This window comes from Streptacidiphilus jeojiense (assembly GCF_000719095.1).
GTDB classification, from domain to species: Bacteria; Actinomycetota; Actinomycetes; order Streptomycetales; family Streptomycetaceae; genus Streptacidiphilus; species Streptacidiphilus jeojiensis.
Genome location: NZ_JOEH01000018.1, coordinates 84,669 through 103,345, shown reverse-complemented (window position 1 = coordinate 103,345; position 18,677 = coordinate 84,669). Strand labels below are relative to the sequence as shown.

19 protein-coding genes are annotated in these 18,677 nt (G+C 72.1%); 11 read left to right on the top strand and 8 right to left on the bottom strand.

The features are described from left to right. The first annotated feature begins 23 nt into the window (after nt 1–23). The 6 genes from IF29_RS0123895 to IF29_RS0123870 all read left to right on the top strand — a co-directional run bounded on the left by IF29_RS0123895 (nt 24) and on the right by IF29_RS0123870 (nt 6,330). Nucleotides 24–1,211, top strand: coding sequence for an acyl-CoA dehydrogenase family protein (locus tag IF29_RS0123895; protein WP_030258539.1), 1,188 nt, complete (start codon nt 24–26; stop codon nt 1,209–1,211). 64 nt (nt 1,212–1,275) lie between these two features. Next, the gene (locus IF29_RS0123890) at nt 1,276–2,304 is read left to right on the top strand and encodes an LLM class F420-dependent oxidoreductase (RefSeq protein WP_030258537.1); all 1,029 of its coding nucleotides are present in this window, start codon (nt 1,276–1,278) and stop codon (nt 2,302–2,304) included. A gap of 79 nt (nt 2,305–2,383) precedes the next feature. Continuing rightward, the gene (locus IF29_RS0123885; protein ID WP_037596324.1) at nt 2,384–3,181 is read left to right on the top strand and encodes a FadR/GntR family transcriptional regulator; all 798 of its coding nucleotides are present in this window, start codon (nt 2,384–2,386) and stop codon (nt 3,179–3,181) included. 103 nt (nt 3,182–3,284) lie between these two features. Beyond that, the gene (locus IF29_RS0123880) at nt 3,285–4,397 is read left to right on the top strand and encodes a CaiB/BaiF CoA transferase family protein (protein ID WP_063757581.1); all 1,113 of its coding nucleotides are present in this window, start codon (nt 3,285–3,287) and stop codon (nt 4,395–4,397) included. Next, entirely contained in the window at nt 4,394–5,542 is a 1,149-nt protein-coding gene (locus IF29_RS0123875) for a thiolase family protein (RefSeq protein ID WP_030258529.1), read from the top strand. Before IF29_RS0123880 ends, IF29_RS0123875 begins: the two co-directional genes overlap by 4 nt. Nucleotides 5,543–5,550: 8 nt before the next feature. Then, nucleotides 5,551–6,330 carry an IclR family transcriptional regulator gene (locus IF29_RS0123870; RefSeq protein WP_030258527.1) on the top strand — a complete coding sequence of 260 codons (780 nt, stop codon included), beginning with the start codon at nt 5,551–5,553 and terminating at the stop codon, nt 6,328–6,330. Here the strand turns inward: IF29_RS0123870 and IF29_RS0123865 are convergent. Beyond that, nucleotides 6,293–7,057 (bottom strand): crotonase/enoyl-CoA hydratase family protein, encoded by a 765-nt coding sequence (locus IF29_RS0123865; RefSeq protein ID WP_030258523.1) that lies wholly within the window; start codon nt 7,055–7,057, stop codon nt 6,293–6,295. The two genes, IF29_RS0123870 and IF29_RS0123865, sit on opposite strands and share 38 nt — an antisense overlap. Nucleotides 7,058–7,133: 76 nt before the next feature. Between IF29_RS0123865 and IF29_RS0123860 the strand changes: the two genes are divergently transcribed. Together IF29_RS0123860 and IF29_RS0123855 are read left to right on the top strand one after the other, a co-directional pair. Further along, nucleotides 7,134–8,282, top strand: coding sequence for an acyl-CoA dehydrogenase family protein (locus IF29_RS0123860; RefSeq protein WP_030258521.1), 1,149 nt, complete (start codon nt 7,134–7,136; stop codon nt 8,280–8,282). 9 nt (nt 8,283–8,291) lie between these two features. Continuing rightward, nucleotides 8,292–9,059, top strand: coding sequence for an SDR family NAD(P)-dependent oxidoreductase (locus tag IF29_RS0123855; RefSeq protein WP_030258518.1), 768 nt, complete (start codon nt 8,292–8,294; stop codon nt 9,057–9,059). A 77-nt stretch (nt 9,060–9,136) separates the two neighbouring features. Here the strand turns inward: IF29_RS0123855 and IF29_RS0123850 are convergent, their stop codons facing one another. From IF29_RS0123850 to IF29_RS0123840, 3 genes are all read right to left on the bottom strand, one after another. Continuing rightward, nucleotides 9,137–10,018, bottom strand: coding sequence for a VOC family protein (locus tag IF29_RS0123850; RefSeq protein WP_030258516.1), 882 nt, complete (start codon nt 10,016–10,018; stop codon nt 9,137–9,139). Nucleotides 10,019–10,083: 65 nt separating this feature from the next. Further along, nucleotides 10,084–10,890, bottom strand: a complete 807-nt coding sequence (locus tag IF29_RS0123845) for a sugar phosphate isomerase/epimerase family protein (protein WP_051725836.1) — start codon at nt 10,888–10,890, stop codon at nt 10,084–10,086. Nucleotides 10,891–10,893: 3 nt separating this feature from the next. Continuing rightward, nucleotides 10,894–11,928: a phosphotransferase family protein gene (locus tag IF29_RS0123840; RefSeq protein WP_030258511.1), complete on the bottom strand. Its 1,035-nt coding sequence runs from the start codon at nt 11,926–11,928 to the stop codon at nt 10,894–10,896. A 99-nt stretch (nt 11,929–12,027) separates the two neighbouring features. On the opposite strand from IF29_RS0123840, the gene IF29_RS0123835 reads away from it, so the two are divergent. Together IF29_RS0123835 and IF29_RS0123830 are read left to right on the top strand one after the other, a co-directional pair. Further along, nucleotides 12,028–13,329, top strand: coding sequence for an acyl-CoA dehydrogenase family protein (locus IF29_RS0123835; RefSeq protein WP_030258510.1), 1,302 nt, complete (start codon nt 12,028–12,030; stop codon nt 13,327–13,329). Next, on the top strand, nt 13,326–14,096 hold the full coding sequence (locus IF29_RS0123830; RefSeq protein ID WP_030258506.1) for an SDR family NAD(P)-dependent oxidoreductase: 771 nt from the start codon (nt 13,326–13,328) through the stop codon (nt 14,094–14,096). Before IF29_RS0123835 ends, IF29_RS0123830 begins: the two co-directional genes overlap by 4 nt. Nucleotides 14,097–14,172: 76 nt before the next feature. On the opposite strand, the gene IF29_RS0123825 is transcribed toward IF29_RS0123830, so the two are convergent. The 4 genes from IF29_RS0123825 to IF29_RS0123810 are packed head-to-tail and all read right to left on the bottom strand — an operon-like array spanning nt 14,173 to nt 18,150. Continuing rightward, a complete protein-coding gene (locus tag IF29_RS0123825; protein ID WP_030258504.1) occupies nt 14,173–15,369 on the bottom strand; it encodes a cytochrome P450 in 1,197 nt (398 codons plus the stop codon). A 10-nt stretch (nt 15,370–15,379) separates the two neighbouring features. Then, nucleotides 15,380–15,571 (bottom strand): ferredoxin, encoded by a 192-nt coding sequence (locus tag IF29_RS0123820; RefSeq protein ID WP_030258501.1) that lies wholly within the window; start codon nt 15,569–15,571, stop codon nt 15,380–15,382. A gap of 45 nt (nt 15,572–15,616) precedes the next feature. Further along, the gene (locus IF29_RS0123815) at nt 15,617–17,083 is read right to left on the bottom strand and encodes an aldehyde dehydrogenase family protein (protein ID WP_030258498.1); all 1,467 of its coding nucleotides are present in this window, start codon (nt 17,081–17,083) and stop codon (nt 15,617–15,619) included. A 56-nt stretch (nt 17,084–17,139) separates the two neighbouring features. Beyond that, complete coding sequence (locus tag IF29_RS0123810) at nt 17,140–18,150, bottom strand: NAD(P)/FAD-dependent oxidoreductase (protein ID WP_232242413.1); 1,011 nt, start codon at nt 18,148–18,150, stop codon at nt 17,140–17,142. A gap of 224 nt (nt 18,151–18,374) precedes the next feature. On the opposite strand from IF29_RS0123810, the gene IF29_RS0123805 reads away from it, so the two are divergent. Next, nucleotides 18,375–18,656 carry a ferredoxin gene (locus IF29_RS0123805; protein ID WP_030258494.1) on the top strand — a complete coding sequence of 94 codons (282 nt, stop codon included), beginning with the start codon at nt 18,375–18,377 and terminating at the stop codon, nt 18,654–18,656. Nucleotides 18,657–18,677 lie beyond the last annotated feature (21 nt).

The following is an 18,677-nucleotide window of genomic DNA, read 5'->3' as shown; positions in this document are numbered from 1 at the left end:
GCACACCAGCAAGGAGTAGCCGAGTGGAACTCGGAGCCGGAACACCGCTCGAACACTTCCGCGCCGACGTGCGTGCCTTCGTCGCCGCCCACGCACCCGGGCACCAGGTCCGCTCCGGGGTGCGCAGCCCCGAGAACGCCGAGGAGTACAAGGACCTGCAGCGCTGGACCGCCGACCTCTACGCGGCCGGCTACCTGGGCGCCGACTGGCCCGGGGAATGGGGCGGCAGCCCCGGCCACGACCCCCTGCGCGGCGTCGTCGTCGCCGAGGAGATCGCCCGGGCCCGCGCACCCATGCCCCCCAGCGGCAGCAGCCTGGCCGCCAACGCCCTCATCGGCTTCGGCACCGAGGACCAGAAGGCCCGTCACCTGCCGCCCATCCGCTCCGGCGGGCACCTGTGGTGCCAGCTGTTCAGCGAACCCGACGCCGGCAGCGACCTCGCCTCGCTGCGCACCCGGGCCGTGCACGACGGTGACGGCGGCGGATGGACCGTCAACGGCCAGAAGCTGTGGACCACCAACGGCCAGTGGGCCCGCTACGGCTACCTGCTGGCGCGCACCGACCCCGAGGCGCCCAAGCACAAGGGCATCACCGCCTTCATCCTGGACATGGCCCTCCCCGGCGTCACCGTCCACCCGCTGCGCGAGCTCACCGGCACCAGCGACTTCAACGAGGTCTTCCTCGACGACGTCCGGCTGCCCGCCGACGCCCTGATCGGCGCCCCCGGCCAGGGCTGGACCATCGCCAACGCCTCGCTGGCCCAGGAACGCAACGGCGTCGGCGCCTCCGTGGTCCGGCTCCAGCTCGCGGTCCAGGACCTGATCCGCGACGCGTCAGCGGTCCGCATCGACGGCCGCCCCGCCCTGGAGCACGACGACGTCCGCCAGCAGATCGCCCGGCTCTCCGCCGAGGTCGACGCCTGCGCACTGCTGGCCCGCGACTCCACCCTCGGCCACCTCTCCGGCCGCGGCACACCCACCGACGCCCCGATGGCCAAGCTCTTCTTCAGCGAGCTGAACCTGCGCATCGCCGAGTACGCACTGACCCTGCTGGGCCCGGCTGGTGTCCTCGCCGAGGGCGATCCGGACGCCGTCGCCCACGGCCGCTGGCAGGACGCCTACCTCTACGCCCGCGCCTACACCATCGCCGGCGGCAGCTCCGAGATCATGCGCAACATCATCGCCGAACGAGGCCTCGGCCTGCCCCGCTGAGCCCGCCCGCACGCCGCTGACCCCGCCCACACCACCGCCCCGGCCGACACGGGAGACCATCGCCATGCAGCTGAGCACCACACTGCGCTACGCCGGGGACGTGCACCGCACCGTCGACCAGGCCGTCGCCCTGGAGCGCGCCGGACTGGACACCGCCTGGGTGGCCGAGGCGTACGGATATGACGCCGTGTCGATCCTCGGCTACCTCGCCGCCAGGACCACCACCCTGGGCATCGGCACCGGGATCCTCAACGTCTACTCCCGGACCCCCGCCACCATCGCCCAGACCATAGCCGGCCTGGACGCCGTCTCCGGCGGTCGCGCCCTGCTGGGCCTGGGCGCGTCGGGTCCGCAGGTCATCGAGGGATGGCACGGCCTGCCCTACGCCAGACCGCTGGCCCGCACCCGCGACGTGGTCGAGTTCACCCGCCGGGCGCTGCGCCGCGAGGTCGTCTCCTACCAGGGCGCCACCGTGCAGGTCCCGCTGGACCCGGCGCTGGGCACCGGCCTGGGCAAGCCCCTGAAGCTGCTCACCCGACCGGTACGCCCCCGCGTACCGGTCTACCTGGCCGCCTTGGGCGACAAGAACGTCGAACTGGCCGCCGAGATCGCCGAGGGCTGGATACCCCTGTTCTTCCTGCCCGAACGCGCCGCCGAGACCTGGGGCGGGGCGCTGGCGGCCGGCCGGGCCAAGCGTCCGGCCGAGCTCGGCGAGCTCCAGATCGTGGCCGGCGGCGTGCTGGCCGTCGGCGAGGACCGCGCGGCACTGCGCGACCTGGCCCGCCCCACCCTGGCCCTCTACATCGGCGGCATGGGGGCCCGCGGCAGGAACTTCTACAACGACCTGGTGCGCCGCTACGGCTACGAGAAGGAGGCCGAACTCATCCAGGACCTCTATCTCGCCGGCCGGAAGACCGAGGCCGAGGCGGCCGTGCCGGATGAGCTGATCGACCTGACCAACCTGGTCGGCCCGGAGGGGTTCGTGCGCGAGCGGCTGGCCGCCTACCGCGAGGCCGGCGTCACCATGCTCAACGTCGACCCGGTCGGCCCCGACGCCGCGGCGACGGTCGAAAAGGTCAGGAGCTGGCTGTAGCCGGGCCGGTGCGGGACGGCCGCGAATTGGGCGTGTACCCGGCGTCGAAGAGACCCGCGCCACCAGTAGAATGAGTTCTATGAGTTCCACGAGTGCGGGGATGCAGGTCGGCCAGCCCGTCCGCGCGCCCAAGACCGGTGAGTTGATCGCGACCGAGCTGCGCCGTCAGATGGTGCACGGCATCCTCAAGCCGGGTGACTCGCTGCCCTCGGAGCTCCAGCTGATGGAGCAGTTCGGGGTGTCCCGGCCCACGCTGCGCGAGGCGTTCCGCATCCTGGAGGCGGAGACCCTGATCAGCGTGCGGCGCGGCGCCCGCGGCGGTGCCCAGGTCACCGCGCCCGACCCAGCCGTGGCCGCGCGCTACGTCGGCCTGCTGCTGCAGATCCAGGGCACCACCCTGGACGACGTCTACGAGGCCAGGATGATCGCCGAGCCCGCCTGCGCCCGGCTGCTGGCCAAGCGGCGCACCAAGAAGGACCTCCAGGACCTCAACGAGGTCATCGAGAAGCTGGAGGCGGCGATCGCCGTCCGCGACGACTCGCTGCCCGACCCGGCCCAGTGGTCGGGGCTGACCTACCAGTTCCACGAGCTGGTGATGCAGCGCTCCGGCAACCGGACGCTGGCCGTGCAGGGAGCCGTGCTCCAGGACATCGTGGCCACCCACCTGATGATGCGGGTCTCCCGGCACTTCGACTCCACCGAGTCCCCGGAGCGCTTCAAGCGGGCCATCAAGGCGTACCGGAAGCTGGTCGCACTGGTGGAGGCCAAGGACGCGGACGGGGCGGAGCGCCACTGGCGCAACCACATGGAGGCGGCGGCGAAGTACCTGCTGCGCGGCGAGCTCCACAACAAGCCCGTGGTCGACCTCTTCGACTAAGTGGCCCGCCGCCTGCGGCGGCCGCACTGTTCCTCTCGGGCCGGCATCGTGGTATTAAATAGTGAACTGATTTACCTCATGAATGCTGATTGAGGAGGTTCCGATGCCGGCGCAGCCACCCCTCGCCGACCTGCGGGTGATCGAGTTCCTCGGACTGGGCCCCGGCCCCTTCGCCGGGATGCTGCTCGCCGACCTGGGCGCCGACATCCTCGCCGTTGCCCGCCCGGGCACCACGATGCCGGCGATGGCCGAGAACCGGCCGGTCGTCGAGGCGGACCTGAAGAGCCCGGAGGGCCGCGAGCTGGTGCTCGGGCTGATCGACCGGGCCGACGTCCTCATCGAGGGGTTCCGACCGGGGGTCATGGAGCGGCTGGGGCTCGGCCCCGACGACACCGCGCCCAGGAACCCCGGACTGGTCTACGCCCGGATGACCGGATGGGGGCAGCACGGACCGCTCGCCGCGGAGGCCGGCCACGACCTCAACTACATCGGCCTGACCGGCGCGCTGCACCACGCGGCCCGGGCCGGAGCCGTACCGACCCCGACGGCCAACCTGCTCGGGGACTTCGGCGGCGGCGGGATGTACCTGGTGCTGTCCGTCCTGGCGGCCCTGCACCAGCGCCGGAGCACCGGCCTGGGCCAGGTCCTGGACGTGGCCATCGTGGACGGCACCGCCTACCTGACCGCGATGCTGCACGAGTACCGCTCCAGCGGCATGTGGTCGGACACCGCCGGCGCCAACCGCCTCGACACCGGCGCCCCGTTCTACGACGTCTACCGCTGCGCCGACGGCCGCCATGTCGCGATAGGCGCCCTGGAGCCGCAGTTCTTCGCCGCCCTGGTCGAACTGCTGGGCCTGGACCCGCAGTGGAGCCGGTGGAGGAACGACCAGTCCCGCTGGCCCGAACTGCGCCGGGCGATCGAGCAGGCGGTGGCGGGACGCACCCGCGACGCCTGGGCCGCGGCGGCCGCCGGGACCGACGCCTGCCTGACAGCGGTCCTCGACCTCGCCGAGGCCGCCGACCATCCGCACCTGCGGGCGCGCGAGGTGCTGGTGCCGGCCCCCGCCGGACAGAGCGGCTGGCGGCCCGCGATCCCGGCCGGTCACCGCAAGGACGCGGGCAGCGCCCAGGAGGTCATGGACCGCTGGGTCGCCGACGCTCCCGCCCAGGAAGACCCCGCCCGTGCTGCTTCCCAGAAAGGCGAACGGATATGACGCAACGTCGAGCTGTGATCGTGGACGCGGTGCGCACCCCCATCGGCAAGCGGGACGGCTCGCTGAGCCAGGTGCACCCGGTGGACCTGTCCGCGGTGGTGCTGCGGGCGCTGGTGGAGCGCAACGGGGTGCCGCCGGAGGCCGTCGAGGACGTGATGTGGGGATGTGTCACCCAGTTGGGTGACCAGTCCAGCAACATCGCCCGGTTCGCCGCGCTCGCCGCGGGCTGGCCGGTGAGCGTGCCCGGGGTGACCTTCAACCGCGCCTGCGGCTCCAGCCAGCAGGCCGTCGAGTCGGCCGTGCACGCGGTGGTCGCGGGTGCCTACGACTGCGTGGTCGCCGGTGGCGTGGAGTCCATGTCCCGGGTACCGCTGGGGGCCACCCGGCAGACCGGCGTCCCCTACGGGGCCACCGTGCTGGAACGCTTCCACACCGACCGGCTGGAGCAGGGGCCGGGAGCCGAGATGATCGCCGCCCGCTGGAACCTGTCCCGGACCGATCTCGACGAGTACGCCTCGCGCTCGCACCGGCTGGCGGCCGAGGCGATCGACGCCGGATGGTTCGACGACCACCTGGTGACGGTGGATCAGGCCCCCGGGCTGCGCCAGGACGAGGGGCTGCGCCGCGGGACCACCCCGGAGACCCTGGCCCGGCTCAAGCCCTCGTTCCGGGAGGACGGGGTGATCCACGCCGGCAACGCCTCGCAGATATCCGACGGCGCCGCCGCGCTGCTGATCACCACCGACGAGTTCGCCCGGCACCACGGGCTGCGTCCGCTGGCCTCGATCCGGGCGGGCGCCGTGGTCGGCGACGACCCGGTGATGATGCTGACCGCCCCGATCCCGGCCACCCGGAAGGTGCTGGAGCGCACCGGGCTGGACATCGGCGACATCGGCGCCTTCGAGGTCAACGAGGCGTTCGCGTCGGTGCCGCTGGCCTGGCAGGCGGAGCTGAAGGCGGACCCGGACCGGGTCAACCCGCTCGGCGGCGCCATCGCGGTCGGCCACCCGCTGGGCGCCTCCGGCGCGGTGCTCGCGGCCAGGCTGCTGCACCACATGCGGCGCAACGGGATCGCGCTGGGCCTGCAGACCATGTGCGAGGGCGGCGGGACCGCCAACGCCACCGTCTTCGAACTGGCCGACTGAGGCCCCCAGTGTCCGATCACCCGTCGAGCATGGTGGAGCGGGTCGTCCTCATCCTGGGGATCCTCGAACGGTCGTCGGAGCCGCTGACGCTCGGGCAGATCAGCGCCCGCAGCGGACTGCCGCGCTCGTCCGCGCACCGCATCCTGCAGCAGCTGGTCAGCGCCCGCTGGCTCAGCCGCGACGACAACGAGTACGGCCTGGGCCTGCGGATGTTCGAGATCGGCAGCGTGGTCGTGCACCGCACCCGGATCCTCGGCGCGGCCGGGCCGATGCTGCGCGAGCTGAACGCCGCCACCGGCCAGGTGGTGCACTTCGCCGTCCTGGACCAGCAGGACGTGGTCTACCTGGAACGCATCGGCGGTCCCTTCGCGGACGCGCTGCCCTCGCGGGTCGGCGGGCGGTTCCCCGCGCATTGCACGGCGGTCGGCAAGGTCCTGCTGGCCAACGCCCCCCGACTGGTCGTCGAGGAGTACCTCAGGGCCGGGCTGCGGGCCCGCACCGGGCGCAGCATCGCCGATCCCGGGGCGCTGCGGGAGGCCCTCGCCCGGACCCTGGACGCCGGAGTCGCCGCCGAGTGCGGCGAGGCCGTGCCCGGTGCGGCCTGCATCGCCGCGCCGGTGTTCCAGGCCGGCACGGCGGTGGCGGCGGTGTCGCTGTGCGGGCCGCAGCGGCAGATCCTGGGCGGGGGCCTCAAGGTCCAGGTGCAGTGGGCCGCCGCGGAGATCTCGCGGCGGCTGTCGACTCCGGTGCTCAGCGCCCGTGCCAGACCGGTGGCCGTTTCTCGGTGAACGCGGCGGCGCCCTCCTTGGCGTCCGCGGAGGCGAACACCGGGTCGGTGATCTCGGCCTGCCGGGACCAACGGTCCGTCAGGGACCAGTCCGCGGCCGAGCGGACGACCTGCTTGGAGGCCGCGACGGCCAGCGGTCCGTTGGCCGCGATCAGCTCGGCCAGCTCCAGGGCGCCGGCCAGCGCGCCACCCTCCTCGGTGAGCCGGTTCACCAGCCCGACCAGGGCCGCGCGTTCGGCGCTGATCGGCTCGCCGGTCAGCAGCATCTCCAGGGCGACCGCCTGCGGCACGCGGTCGGCCAGTTGCAGCGCGCCGCCGCCCCTGGCCACCAGCGACCGCTTGACCTCGGGCAGGCCGAGCCTGGCGGTGCGGGCGGCCACGACCAGGTCGCAGGCCAGCAGCAGTTCGAAGCCGCCGCCCAGGGCCCAGCCCTCCACCGCGGCGATCAACGGCTTGCGCGGCGGCGTCACCGCGATGCCGCACAGTCCGCGCCCCTCGATCGAGGGCGATTCGCCGCGCTGGAAGGCCTTGAGGTCCATGCCCGCGGAGAACACGCCGCCCGCACCGGTGAGCACCCCCACCCGCAGCTCGGGCGAGGAGTCCAGCTCGTCCGCCGCCGCCGCGACCGCCGCCGCCACCTCGGCGTCCAGGGCGTTGCGCACGGCGGGCCGGTTGACGGTGATCACCAGCACCGCGCCGTGCCGCTCGATCAGGACCTTCTCGCTCATGCCTGCCTCCTGGATCTTCCCGGGCTATAGACTAAATTAGTATACTCATTAAGAAGGGTTTGGAAGGGGAGGGCTGATGCGCAGGACTCTGTTCGACGAGGTCCATGAGGACTTCCGGCTGCTGGTACGGGACTTCATCGCCGGTGAGGTGCTGCCCCACTACGAGCAGTGGCGCGCGGCCGGCCTGGTGCCGCGCGAACTGTTCACGCAGCTGGGCAAGGTGGGGATCATCGGCACCGCCGTCCCGGAGCAGTACGGGGGAGGCGGACAGGACGACTACCGGTTCAATGTGGTGATCCAGGAGGAGTGCGCCCGAGCCTGCGTCACCCTCGGCGGGCTGCGCACCCACCTGGACGTGGTGGTCCCCTACTTCCTCGCCTTCGCCGACGACGAGCAGCGGGCGCGGTGGTTCCCCGGACTGGCCAGCGGCGAGCTGTACACCGCGATCGCGATGAGCGAGCCCGGGGTCGGCTCGGACCTGGCCGGGATCACCACCAGGGCGGTGGCCGACGGCGACGACTACGTCCTCAACGGCGCCAAGACCTTCATCACCGGCGGCTACCACGCGGACCTGGTCGTGGTCGTGGCCCGCACCTCGGCCGAGCCGGACGACCGGCGGGGCGGGCTCTCACTGCTGGTGGTCGAGAAGGGGATGCCGGGCTTCTCGGTCGGACGCCGGCTGGAGAAGATCGGCCTCACCACCCAGGACACCGTCGAGTTGTCCTTCGATGACGTACGGGTCCCGGCGGCCAATGTGCTGGGGGCGCCAGGGGAGGCCTTCTCCCTGCTGGGCCGGAACCTGGCCCAGGAGCGGCTGGCCATCGCGGTGGGAGCCGTCGCCCAGGCGCGCACCGCACTGGACCTGACCGTCGGTTATGTGCGCGACCGGACCGTCTTCGGCCAGTCGCTGGCCCGCTTCCAGAACACCAAGTTCGAGCTCGCCGCGGTGTCGGCGGAACTGCAGGCGGCGCAGGCCCTGCTCGACGCGGCCGTGGCGGCCAGGGTCGCCGGAGAGCTGACCGGCGCGGACGCGGCGGCCACCAAGCTGTTCTGCACCGAGGTGCAGGGCCGGTCGATCGACCGGTGCCTGCAGCTGCACGGCGGTTACGGCTACATCCTGGAGTCGCCCATCGCCCGCCTGTACGCCGACGCCCGGGTCACCCGTATCTACGGTGGCACCAGCGAAGTCATGAAGACCATCATCAGCAAGTCCCTGGGACTGTGAGGAGCCGGAATGCAGATCGACGGAAGCAGTGCGTTCGTCACCGGAGGGGCCTCGGGCCTCGGGCTCGCCACCGCGCGCCGCATCGTCGGGCGCGGGGGCCGCGTGGTCATCGCGGACATCTCCGAGGAGCAGGGCGCCGCGGCCGTGCAGGAGCTGGGCGGGGCGGCGCGGTTCGTCCGGGCCGACATCACCGACGAGGCCGAGGTGGCCAAGGCGCTGGACGCGGCGCAGGAGCAGGGCACGCTGCGCTTCGTGGTGCACTGCGCGGGCCGCGGCGGTGACCGGACCCGGATCCTGGACCGCGAGGGGAACCCGGGTGACCTGGGTACCTTCGCGGAGGTGGTGCGGGTCAACCTGGTCGGCACCTACAACGTGCTGCGGCTGGCCGCCGCCCGGATGGCGGCCAATGACGTGGTGGACGGGGACCGCGGGGCGGTGGTGCTCACCGCCTCGGTCGCGGCCTTCGACGGGCAGATCGGCCAGACCTCCTACACCGCCGCCAAGGCCGGGGTGCACGGGCTGACCCTGGTCGCCGCACGCGACCTGGCCGGCCGTCAGATCCGGGTCAACACCATCGCCCCGGGCATCATGGACACCCCGATGCTGGGACGGCTGCGCGCCGACATCCGCGAGGGCCTGGCGGCCACCGTCCCGCACCCCAAGCGGCTGGGGGACCCCGACGACTACGCCCGGCTGGCCGTCGAGATGCTGGAGAACCCCTACCTCAACGGCCAGACCATCCGCCTGGACGGCGGGATCCGGATGGCTCCGCGCTGAGAATTGCAGCTGACGGACGCCGAGGCCCTCACCCCCGCAGCGGGGTGAGGGCCTCGGCGTCCGCGCGACGGCTCCGGTCAGGCCGCCGGCGCGGGCGGTGCGGGCGGCGGCGTGAACCGGTGCCCCCAGAACGCGCCCTCGGTGATCTCGTAGACCGGCACCGGCTCCGGGACCTGCAGTCCGTTCCAGCCGAACTCGACCGCGTAGTTCTCCGGCGACCAGACGTAGAAGGACACCATGTGGTCGTTGGTGTGCTTGCCCAGGGAGTGCATCATCGGCACCTCCAGGGCGTGGGCGCGGTCCAGCGCGAGCCCGACGTCGTCGATGGTGGCGGCCTCCACCATGACGTGCAGCAGCCGGCCGGGGCCGGGGTGCGGAGTGACGCCGAGGGTGTGGTGGCGCGGGTTGCAGCCCATGAAGTAGGTGGTGCCGCCCGGGGACCTCATGGTGTTGCGCTCGATGAAGCCGAGCACCCCCAGGTAGAAGTCGACCGTCTCCTTGGGGTTCTCCGCGGAGACGATGGCGTGCCCCAGGCCCATGCCGTCGGTGACGAACTTGGAGACCAGCGGGGTGCGGACCGGGACGTGGTCGAGCACGGTGCCGTAGAACAGCTCCACCGGGTTGCCGCCCGGGTCGCTGAACCGGACGAAGCCGGTGACCCGGCGCGCCGCGCTCTCGGCCTCTGTTCCCACCGTGACCTTGATGCCCGCCTGTTCGACCTTGGCGGCCAGCCTGTCCAGTTCGCGTTCGTCGAGGACCTCCAGCCCCAGGGCGGTCATGCCCGGCTGGGAGCCGGGGGCGACGGCTATGCGGGTGGGGAAGTCGTCCATGCGGAAGTACAGCGACTCCGGGTCGGCGCCCTCGACCGGCATCAGGCCGAGGAAGTCGGCCCCGAACCGCCTCCAGCCCTCGATGTCGGGCGTCTCCAACCGCAGATAGCCGAGTGAACGAACACTCATGGTCTCTCCAATCAGGCGGTCAAGGCAGTGAACTAATTGATATGAGTATACTGATTAAGCTCGTGTCACGCACCCAGACGGGTCAGCAGCGCATCGAGCCACCGCGCCGACTGCGCCGCGGCCTCGGCGTGGCCGAACGCGTCGATGTCGGGTCCGTTGAGCTCGCAGTCGAAGGTGCCCTGGTAGCCGGCCTCCAGCAGCTGTTCCACCAGCCCCGCGAGCGGGACGATGCCCTGACCGGGCACGGTCCGGCACGGCAGCGCCCGCGCGCCGGGCGTCATGTCGCTCAGCTGCACGTGGGTGATGAGGTCGACGTTCTCCGCGATCTCCTCGCGCAGCCCGCCCTCGGTCCACACATGGAACAGGTCCAGGCACACCCCCAGGCCGGAGCGCCGGGCGACGGCGATCGCGTCGTGGAAGGAGTGCACGAAACCGAGGTCCGCGTAGAGCCAGTTGACCGGCTCCACGGCCAGGGTGACGCCCCGTCGGGCCGCGTGCGCGACCAGGGGACCGGCCGCGTCGGCGAAGGCCTCGACGCGGTCCTTCCACTCCGCCGCGCCGCGCGGTCCCGGGAGTCCGTAGACGGACCGGGCGCCGACCGCGGCGGCCAGGTCGACGTCCTCCCTGGCCCGGCTCAGCGAGGCGTCCAGGGCCGCCGCCGAGGAGGGGTCGAGTGCCAGGGAGCCGGTGGCGGTGGTGACCGCCACGGCGTGCCGCCGGCAGGCCGCCGCCACCGCGTCGGGGCCGGCCTCGCGCAGGACGCGGCCGGTGAGGGACATGGCGCCGACACCGAGCCGGCCGACCGCCTCGACCGCCTGGACGGCGCCGAGGGCGGGGAAGCACAGGCTGCTGACCGAGACCCGTGGATGCACGGGTCAGCGTCCGAGGTAGTGCATGGCCTGGTCCAGCAGTACCGGCAGTCCCGGCCGCATCCGCGCCATCGCGCCGGTCAGCTGCCGGCCGCTCTTGTCGGCGCGCTTGATCAGCAGGCCGGTCAGGCCGGACTCCTTGTAGCGGGTCAGGGCGTGGAACCAGTCGAGGTCGGGCAGCGTGCGCCCGATGTCCGCCTGGTAGGCGCGCACCACGTCGGCGCCGGCCGGCGTCCCCGCCGCGGGCCCCGGATCGGCGGCGGGGTGACCGGCGTCGTCGGTGAAGAAGGCGAGCCAGGACACGTCCACCCGGGGGTCGCCCACCGACCAGATCTCCCAGTCGATCACGGCGTTGATCCGGCCGTCCGCGCAGAAGGCGTTGCCGAGCCGGAAGTCGCCGTGGTTGATCACCGGAGTCAGCGGGGCCGGGACGGTGGCGTGCAGCGCCGCGGCGACGCGCCGGTAGTCGCCGCTCAGTTCGGCGGGCAGGGTGTCGAAGGCCCGGGTCCAGCGGTCGATCTCCTCGTCCAGTCCCACCACGGGCTCCGCGCCGAGTCCGACCGCCTCCGGCACCACCCGGTGCAGCGCGGCCAACAGCCGTGCGGCGTCCAGGAACCGTGCGTGCACCTGCCCGGGTTCGGGGCGCTCGCCCTGCGGTTGCAGGACGGGCTCCACGCACTCGCCGGTCACCAGGTTCATCGCCATGAACGGCGGCACCTCCGGCGGGATGCCCGGATCGGAGAAGAAGACGTTCGGGGCCAGGGTGCGTTCGGCCGCCTGCAACGCCTTCTGCAACCGCGCCTGGCGCAGCACGTCGCGGTTGCGCACCGGCGGCAGGCCGGGCGGGGCGACCTTGAGCACCATCGGCGTCTCCGCGCGCGGGACGCCCTCCAGCTCGACGGTGAACGTCAGGCTGGAGGTGCCGCCGGTCAGCGGGCGCAGGTCGCGCACCCGCGACCCCCGGTGCCTCGCGGCCGTGTGCGCGTCGACCTGTTCGCGCAGCGCTGCCAGCAGGTCGTCGTCGACCTGACGTACCGTCATCTTCGTCACCTCATGTCACGGCACTGCTTGTCGGGGTTAACATCTATCTTGTATTATTTAGTAAGACGATTCAAGTATGGCTGACGACGGGAGCTGCGGATGTGGGACTTCGCGACCGAGCCCGAGTTCCAGCGCAAGCTGGACTGGATGGCGGCATTCGTCCGTGACGAGTGCGAGCCGCTGGACCTGCTCTTCCCCCACGGTGGAGACCCCTACGACGTCACCAACAAGGCGTCCCGGGCCGTGCTCAGGCCGCTCCAGGAGAGGGTGCGGGAGCAGGGCCTGTGGGCCTGCCACCTCAGCCCCGACCTGGGCGGCCAGGGGTACGGCCAGTTGAAGCTGGCGCTGATGAACGAGATCCTGGGCCGCTCCTACTGGGCGCCGACGGTGTTCGGCACCGCCGCCCCGGACACCGGCAACGCCGAGATCCTGGCGATGTACGGCACCGAGGAGCAGCGGACCCGCTATCTGCAGCCGCTGCTGGACGGCGAGATCGTCTCCTGCTTCTCCATGACGGAGCCTCAGGGTGGCGCCGATCCCAAGGAGTTCGCTTGCCGGGCCACCCGTGACGGCGACACCTGGGTCATCGAGGGCGAGAAGTGGTTCTCCTCCAACGCCCGCTACGCGTCCTTCCTGATCGCCCTCGTGGTGACCGACCCGGACGCGGCCCCGCACCAGCGGATGTCGATGTTCATCATCCCGTCGGAGACCCCCGGCATCGAGATCATCCGCAATGTCGCCACCGTGAACGAGCGCGACGAACTGGACGAGGGCATCCACGCCTACATCCGCTACAACCAGGTCCGGGTCCCGGCCGACGCCATGCTCGGGGCACCGGGGGAGGGGTTCAAGGTCGCCCAGTCCCGGCTCGGCGGGGGCAGGGTGCACCACGCCATGCGGGTGGTCGGCAAGTGCCAGCGGGCCTTCGACATGATGTGCGAGCGCGCCCTGTCGCGGCGAACCCAGGGCAGGGTGCTCGCCGAGCACCAGTTCGTCCAGGGGTTCATCGCCGACTCCGCCATCCAGCTGCAGCAGTTCCGGCTGCTGGTGCTGCAGACGGCCTGGATCATCGACAACCAGCCGCACGGGGCGGCCCGCACCCACATCGCGATGTGCAAGGTCGCGCTCGCCCAGGTGCTGCACGACATCGTCCAGCGCTCCCTGCACCTGCACGGCTCCCTCGGCATCACCCATGAGACGCCGCTGGCCGAGTGGTGGGCGGCGCTGCCGCAGCTGGCCCTGGCCGACGGGCCGACCGAGGTGCACAAGGCCACCGTCGCCAAGCGCGTGCTCCGCGGCTACCAGCCGGCACCCGGCCTGTTCCCCACCGAGCACATTCCCGCGCGCCGGGCGGCGGCCCGGGAGCGGTACGCGTCGATCCTGGAAGAGTTCGGCGTGTGAGCGGCAGCGACCGAACTGACGGTACGTCCGGACTCTTCGACCTGTCCGGCAAGGTCGCCCTGGTCACCGGCGGCAGCCGCGGGCTGGGCCGGCAGATGGTGCTGGCGTTCGCCCGGGCCGGCGCGGACGTGGTCATCGCCAGCCGCAAGCTGGACAGCTGCAAGGCCGCCGCCGAGGAGGTGGAGGCCCTCGGCCGGCGCGCGCTGGCCGTCTCCTGCCACGTCGGGCACTGGGCCGAGTGCGAGCAGCTGACGGACGCGGCGTACGGACACTTCGGACGGGTCGACGTGCTGGTCAACAACGCGGGGATGTCGCCGCTGGCGCCGTCCTCGGCGGAGACCTCCGAGGAGCTGTTCGACAAGGTGGTGGGGGTCAACTTCAAGGGCCCGTTCCGGCTCGGATCGCTGGTGGCCCGGCGCATGTGCGAAGGCGAGGGCGGCTCGGTCATCAATGTCTCCTCCAGCGGTGCGCTGTTCCCCAGCCCGCGGTTCGGCCCCTACGCCGGGGCGAAGGCCGCGCTCAACGCGCTCACCACGGTGCTCGCCCTGGAGTACGCGCCGAAGGTGCGGGTGAACACCCTGTCCGCCGGCCCGTTCCTGACCGACATCGCCAAGCACTGGCCCGACGAGGGTGAGCGCACCTGGAGGAACGCGGCCGGGCGGGCCGGCTCGCCCGAGGAGATCGTGACCGCTGCGCTCTACCTGGCCTCCCCGGCCTCCAGCTACACCACCGGCTCGCTGCTGCGGGTGGACGGCGGGCTGCACTGAAGGCTGCCGCCCCTCAGGGTGTGTTCGCGGCCCGGCCCCTGGCGGGGGCCGGGCCGCACGTACGGGGCCGGCCGTGCTACTGCCGGTCCCAGACGACAGGCACGGTGTCCGGCCCCGAGCTGCGGCCGGTCTCCCGGGTGACCGCCCCCTCGGCCAGTCGGTACTCGGGGATGCGCCGGTGCCACTCGGTGAGCGCGATCTGCAGTTCGTGCCGGGCCAGATGGGCTCCCAGGCACCGGTGCGGACCCGCGCCGAAGGCGATGTGGTTGTTGGGCGTGCGGTCGATCCGCACCTGCCCGGCGTCCTCGAAGGCGGCGGCGTCCCTGGTCGCCATCGCCAGCGGCAGCTGCACCATCGAGCCGGCCGGGATCGGGCACCCGGCCACCTCGACGTCGCGCTTCACCTTGCGGGCCGGGATGACGAAGGAGTAGGCGCGCAGGAACTCCTCGACCGCGACCGGGAGCAGCTCCGGCTCGTCGACGATCCTGCGCCGGTCCTCCGGGTGGGTGGCCAGGTGGTGCAGGATGTAGCCCAGCTGCGCGGCCACGGTGTCCAGCCCGGCCATGAACATGAAGACGCAGTAGGAGCGCAGCTCCTCGTCGGTGGCCGTCCGGCCCTCGAACCGGAACTGCAGGGCCTGGCTGACCAGGTCCTCGCCGGGGTCGGCGCGCCGCTCCCGGATCACCGAGGAGACGTAGTCGCCGACCGCGGTCAGGGCGGCGGTGCGTTGGCGGGCGATGGTGGCCGGATCCGGGCCGCGGGAGTGCAGGATGTCGGCCTCCCAGTCCATGAACCGCTCCAGCTCCCCGCTGGGCAGCCCCATCAGCTCCAGGAAGATGGAGGTGGGGAACCTGAAGGCGAAGTCGGTCATCACGTCGCAGGAGCCGCGGTCGGCGAAGCTGTCGATCAGCTCGCCGGCCCGCTGCCGCACCCGGTCGTCCAGGCCGCTGACGGCGCGCGGGGAGAAGGCCGGGCCCAGGTTGCGGCGCCACTGGCGGTGCTCCTCGCCGCCGAGCATGTGCGGGATCCAGCGGTGCGCCGGATCAGGGTCCATGACCGTGACCGCTTCGCTGGAGTAGGTGTCCGGGTCCTGGTAGGCGGCGAGGATGTCCTCGTAGCGGGTGAGCACGAAGTAGCCGCCCGCGAAGGTGTTGCGGACGACCGGTGCCTCCTCGCGCAACCGGTCGAAGAAGGCGTTCCACTCCCCGAGCGGCCGCGGCTCATGGGGGGAGTAGGTGTGGACGGGACACTGTTCGACGGCTTGCTGCTGCACGGTCTTCTCCTCAGTCCGTCAGGGTGATCGCGCGCTCCGGGCAGGAGGCGGCGGCCAGACGCGCCGCCTGCTCCGCGCCGCTGGGGACGTCGAACTCGGCGCGCAGCGCGTAGCCGACGTCGTCGAGCTGGAAGACCTCCTCGTCCGCCGCGGCGCACCGCGCGTGCCCGGAGCACCTGTTGAGGTCGATGTGTGCCTGCATCTCACTCACTGCCTTTCGTCGGGGGCGAATGGAACTGACCGGTGCTCAGCGGGCGCTCCAGATGACGCTCTTGGAGTGCAGGAACTCCTCCAGGCCGTACTCGCCGCGCTCCAGGCCCAGCCCGCTCTGCTTATAGCCGCCGAACGCGGTGTGCGGGCTGGAGCCGGCGCCGCCGCCGTTGATGTAGACCATCCCGGCGCGGATCCGGGTGGCGATCCGGTACGCGTGGACCGGGTCGGCCGCCCAGACGCCGCCGCCGAGCCCGAACTCGCTCTCGTTGGCCAGCCGCACCGCGTGGTCCTCGTCCTTGTAGCCGATGACGACGCCGACCGGGCCGAAGAACTCCTTCTGAGCGATCGTCATGGAGTTGTCCACGTCCACGAAGAGCGTCGGCTCGACGAAGAACCCCCGGTCCAGCCCGGCCGGTCGCCCGCCACCGTGCACGATCCGCGCGCCCTCCTGCTCGCCGACGCCGATCAGCGCCTCGACCTTGCCGCGCTGGGCCGCGCTGATCAGCGGGCCCATCGTGGTCGCCGGGTCGGCCGGGTCGCCGACCCTGACCTGCGCCAGCGCCTTGGTCACCCGCTCGACCAGTTCGTCCAGGCGCGACTCGTGGACCAGGGTCCGGGTGAGCAGGGAGCAGCCCTGGCCGGCGTGCGCGGTCATGCCGTTGACCACGTTGGGGACGACCCGGTCGAGGTCGGCGTCCGGGCAGATGATGTTGGCGGACTTGCCGCCCAGTTCCAGGACCACCTTCTTCAGCGTCGGCGCGGCCTGGGCGTAGATCAGCCGGCCGACGGAGTCCGAGCCGGTGAAGCTGACGATGTCGACGCCCGGGTGGGTGGTGAGTGCCTGTCCGGCGGCGATGTCCCCGGTCACGATGTTGAGCACCCCGGGCGGCAGCCCTGCCTCGTCGGCCGCCTCTCCCAGTACCAGTGCCGCCAGCGGAGTGGTCGGTGCCGGCTTGAGGACGGTGGTGCATCCGGCGGCCAGCGCGGGCGCCAGCTTCAGGATGTTCAGGTACAGCGGGAAGTTGTAGGCCGAGACCAGTGCGGCCACCCCGTAGGGCTCCCGGCGGACGACCCCCTGTGCGAGGGTGGGGCCGAGGGTGGGGTGCATCGGCTGTTCGAAGGGGAACTGGCCCAGGACCCGCTCGGCCATGTCGCGGAAGTGCTGCAGCGGGACGGTGACCTGCAGGGTGTCCGCCAGGGCCCGGGTCGAACCGGCCTCGCGGACGGCCAGTTCCTTCAGTTCGTCCGAGCGTCGCTCCAGGGCGTCGGCCATCCGGAGCATCAGCCCGGAGCGCTCCCGGACGCTCATGGTCGGCCAGGGGCCCTCGTCGAAGGCCCGGCGGGCGGCGGCGACCGCCCGGTCGACGTCGCCGACGGTCGCGTCGGGGACGGTGGCGATGGTCTCCTCGGTCGCGGGATTCAGGACCGTGAGCACGCCGTCGGCCGCACTGTCCTGCCACTGCCCGTCGATGTAGAGCTTGCGGTGCGCCTGAGCGGCCACGTGCGGTACCACCTTCGTTGTAATTGGATTACTGATTAAGCGATTTCCATGGTGCCCTACGCCGACGCCTCGGTCGAGTGGCCGGGGAAGAGCGAGAGTGCGGGATCCAGGGCGACTGCCGCGTTGTTCACCGCGGTCGCCACCTCGCCGAAGCCCACCGACATCAACTTGACCTTGCCCGGGTACGCGGTGACGTCCCCGGCGGCGTAGACCCGGTCCACCGTGGTGCGCATCCGGGTGTCGACGACGATGGTGCGCCGGTCCAGCTCCACGCCCCACTCGGCGAGCGGGCCGAGGTTGCTGAGGAAGCCGAGTGCGGCCACCACCGCGTCCGCCTTCAGTACCCGGACCTGGTCCTCGCCGTCGACCCGCACCTGCGCCTCGCGCAGCCGGGAGTCGCCGGTCAGTGCCGTCACCTGGGCGTCGGTGATGATGGTGGCGCCGCACTCGTAGGCCTCGCGGATGCTCGCCGCGTGCGCGCGGAACCCGCTGCGGCGGTGGACGAGCGTCACCGACCGGGCGATCGGATGCAGCGCCAGCAGCCAGTCCAGCGCGCTGTCGCCGCCGCCGACGATCACCACGTCGAGGTCGGTGTACTCCTCGGGGGCCGGCACGAAGTAGCTCAGCCCGCGGCCGAGGAACTCCTCGCCGGCCGGAAGGGTGCGCGGGCTGAAGGTGCCGATCCCGGCGGTCACCACCACCGCCCCGGCGTCGACCACCGCACCGTCGGCGAGCGTCACCCGCACCCGTCCGGCCGGGGTGTGCGCGAGCCCGACGGCCTGACGGCCCAGCAGGTAGGTGGGGCCGAAGGCGTCGGCCTGGTCCTTGAGTGCGGCCACCACGTCACGGCCGCGTGCGGTGGGGACAGCGGCGATGTCGCGGATCTGCTTCTCCGGGTAGAGCGCGGTGATCTGGCCGCCGCACTCGGGCAGCGCGTCCACCAGTACGGTCCGCAGGCCGCGGAAGCCCGCGCAGTACGCGCCGTAGAGTCCGACCGGACCGGCGCCGACGATCAGGATGTCGGTGCTGATGCCGGCGCGGATGTCAGGTGCCACGGTCTCGGTCACGGACCGACCTCCAGGAAGTGGTGGGGCGGGGGCTGGGTGGAAGCGTCGGCGAGTGTATGAGCCGCCGTGGCCCGCCCGTCACCCGCGATTCCGCTCGGTGGGACACGCGATGGACGCTCGCCGGCGCCGCGGGGAGAGTCGTCGCCGAGGCCGCCGCCGGGACGGCGAACGGCGCAGGCAGGGCGCCTCCCGCAGCGCTCCGCAGACCACGAGGGTAGGAGCCCATGAGCGATGACGTACGCGTGTGGATCGACCAGAAGCTGTGCACCGGTGACGGTCTGTGCATCCAGTACGCGCCGGAGGTGTTTGAGTTCGGCGGCGACGGGCTGGCCTACGTCAAGGAGCACGCCGACGGCGAGCGCCTGAGCGAGGCGGGCGCGCGGGCCGACGTGCCCGAGGCGCTGCGCCTCGAAGTGATCGACGCGGCCGACGGCTGCCCCGGCAACTGCATCCATGTGGTGCGCCGCGAGGACGGGGCCGAGATCGCCGGCCCCGATGCGAACTGACATCCGTTGGCAGAGACAGGA